This is a genomic window from Streptomyces glaucescens (genome assembly GCF_002154375.1).
GTDB classification, from domain to species: Bacteria; Actinomycetota; Actinomycetes; order Streptomycetales; family Streptomycetaceae; genus Streptomyces; species Streptomyces glaucescens.
This window is the reverse complement of the sequence record NZ_MUND01000774.1, coordinates 1-2,827: the sequence shown is the minus strand read 5'-3', so window position 1 is coordinate 2,827 and position 2,827 is coordinate 1. Positions and strand designations below refer to the sequence as shown.

The following is a 2,827-nucleotide window of genomic DNA, read 5'->3' as shown; positions in this document are numbered from 1 at the left end:
TGTGTGTTGGGTGCGGGTGGGGGGTGGCTGGTTGCGCAGTTCCCCGCGCCCCTGAGGCGCCCAGTACAGCCGCGGGCGTTCGTGCCGCCTCGGGCGGCACGGGTGGGTGCGGCGGCACCCGGTCAACACCGGCCCGCGTATCCCGACCCCGGCCCGACCCCGGCCCGCCCTCGGCACCGGGTGTCTACGACAGCCCGGCCAGCTCCAGTTCACGTGGGCTCAGCGGCGGTGCGGACAAGGGGCGTTTCACCGGGCCCACCGCCGCCGCCAGCACCGCCCCGGGCCGCAGCAGCCGTTCCGGCCCCGCGGTCATGCTGCTGACCTCCCACACGGCGGACGCAGCGCTGTGGGAGCCGGTCATCGCGCGGGTCATCCGGCGGGTGTACGCGGTGACGAGGCGGTCCGCGAGGCCCGGGGTGCCGCCGCGGGTACCGGGGTACCAGACGTCCTGGCCGACCGCCATGGTCCAGGCCGCGTGGACCGCCCCGGCGGCCCCGCGCTGCGCCCGCCGGGCGACGCCGGGTCCGGTGAGCCCGGCGCGGCCCAGTTCGCGGGCGAGGGCGCGCGCGCCGAGCGCGGCCACCGACATGCCCTGCCCGTAGGCCGGGTTGAAGGTGGCCAGCGCGTCCCCGAGGACGACGAACCGCTCGGGCCAGTGGCGGGCCCTCTCCAGGTAGCGCCGGTGGTTGCTGGTGCTGCGGCTGACGTGGACGTCGGTGAGCGGTTCGGCGCGGGAGATCAGCCGGCCCACGAGGGGATGGGGCAGGTCGAGGGCGTAGCGGAGGAAGGCGTCGGGGTCGGACGGGGGCTCGCCGCCGCGGGTGCCGGCGAGGCTCGCCATCCAGCGGCCGCCCTCGATGGGCAGGACCATCCCGCTGCGGCCCGGCCGGGACCCGTAGGGGTCGGCGTGCAGGACGGTGACGGGGAAGTCCTCGGCACCCTCGGGCACGCGGTAGACGCGTGTGGCGTTGACCAGCCCGGCGTCGACGGTCTGGGCGCGGACGTCGGTGACACCCATCGCCCGCAGCCAGGCGTCCACCCGGGACCCGCGCCCGCTCGCGTCGATCACGAAGTCGGCGTCGAGATCCTCGCTGCCGCTGGGCGTCGCCACCCGTACGCCCGTCACCCGCCGTGCGTCGCCGGTCACTTCGACGACCTGCCCCTTGCGGAGTTTCACCCCGGTGTGCGCCGGCACGGCCTCCCGTACCACCCAGTCGAGCAGGGCCCGGCTGCACGCCAGCATGTGCGGTCCCGGACCGCGCCAGCGCCGCAGCCAGCCCTCCGGGGTCAGCGACACCATGCCGGAGGCGAGCGAGACCTCCCTGGCGCCCGCGGCGAGCAGGCGTTCCCGCAGGCTCACGCCGGGCACGAGGTCCTCCATCGCGGCGAGGCCGCCGGCGAGGAGCATGTGGGCGTGGCGGCCCTGCGGGAGTCCCTTGCGGTGTTCGGGTCCGTCGGGCAGGTCGTCGCGGTCCCAGACGATCACCTCGTCGGCGACGGCGGACAGTGCCGCCGCGGCCAGCATTCCGGCCAGTCCGGCACCGATGACGACAGCTCTACGCGACATGGGGCTCCCTCGCACTCGGCCGGGACGGCGGGTGACCAGGCGTGGCACCGTGGAAAGGGCGTTCAGTCCTGGAAGGCCTTCACCGTACCTTCACCTGCCGTGTTCGGGGCAGGAGTTCGGGCGAGGGCCTGTGCCAGTTCCACGAGGGCGCCCGGGCCGGACGCCTCGGTGGCGTGCAGCCGGTGGCTGCTGGGTGTGGGCAGGGGGGCCTGCCGGGCGGCGGCCCGCCGGGCGGCGGCGTCCAGCATGGCCGCCTCCGCCGTGACCCGCGCCTCGTGCGGCGTACGGCCGCTGTCCAGCGCGGCCGACAGGGCGGTCTGCCGCACCCGGTCGTCGAAGTACGGGGCCAGGGCGAGCAGCGCGTCATGGATGGCGACCTCGCGCCAGTGCAGCCGCTCCAGCGGCAGTTGCCACCAGGCGGCGGGCGGTTTCGGGGCGGTCGAGACGAACTCCACCCGGGACCACAGCGGTCCGAGCCGGCAGTAGTCGCGCAGCCCGCACCAGTGCGCCACGGCGGCGGGCAGCAGTCTGGGCAGGACGAAGCCGGCGGAGCAGACGAGGGCGCCGAGGGAGGCCATCGGCGGGGCGACGCTCGTGGACAGGACGTCGAGGTCGTGTCCCGTCCAACGGGCGACGACGGCCGTGTACTTGGCGAGCTGGAAGCCCAGCAGGTCCAGCAGCGCCCCGATCAGGATCAGCCGCAGTCCGGCGCGCAGCAGCCCGGTGACCTCGCGGCCCCACTTCAGGCAGACGACGCACATCGCGACCATGGCGGCGGTGTGGCCGAGCAGGTACAGCACGATCATCTCGCGCATGTACGGCGTGTTCGCGTAGTAGGTGTCGAGGTCGGTCAGCCGCTCGGTGCGCGCGTCGGCGAGGACGAACAGCACGACGATGGCCACGACGAGCGGGCCGTAGGCGGCGATGCTGAACCGGACCATGCGCCGCACTCGTTCGCGGGCCCCGCCCCGCCAGTAGATGAGGAGGATCAGCAGGGAGCAGCTGTACGCGGAGAGCATGCCGTAGGTGAGCGGGGCGCCGAAGTTGGGGACGCCGGTGAGGTCGTTGACGGCGGCCAGTGTCACCGGTGCCGAGCAGCAGAACACCAGTGCGCCGAGACTGATGGCGACGCAGGTGGACACGGTCAGCGGGTTGCGCACGAGGGTGCCGGGCCGGCGGAACAGCACGACGGCGGCCAGTGCGAGTGCCCCGGCTCCCACGCAGACGACGAGGCTCATGCGTGGGAGCCGGGGCACTCGC

2 protein-coding genes are annotated in these 2,827 nt (G+C 74.6%); both read right to left on the bottom strand.

What is annotated here, in order from left to right:
* Positions 1–184: 184 nt before the first annotated feature.
* Positions 185–1,567 carry an NAD(P)/FAD-dependent oxidoreductase gene (locus tag CCN42_RS36975; RefSeq protein WP_086741681.1) on the bottom strand — a complete coding sequence of 461 codons (1,383 nt, stop codon included), beginning with the start codon at positions 1,565–1,567 and terminating at the stop codon, positions 185–187.
* Positions 1,568–1,629: 62 nt separating this feature from the next.
* Positions 1,630–2,805 carry an MAB_1171c family putative transporter gene (locus CCN42_RS36970; RefSeq protein WP_086741680.1) on the bottom strand — a complete coding sequence of 392 codons (1,176 nt, stop codon included), beginning with the start codon at positions 2,803–2,805 and terminating at the stop codon, positions 1,630–1,632.
* Positions 2,806–2,827 lie beyond the last annotated feature (22 nt).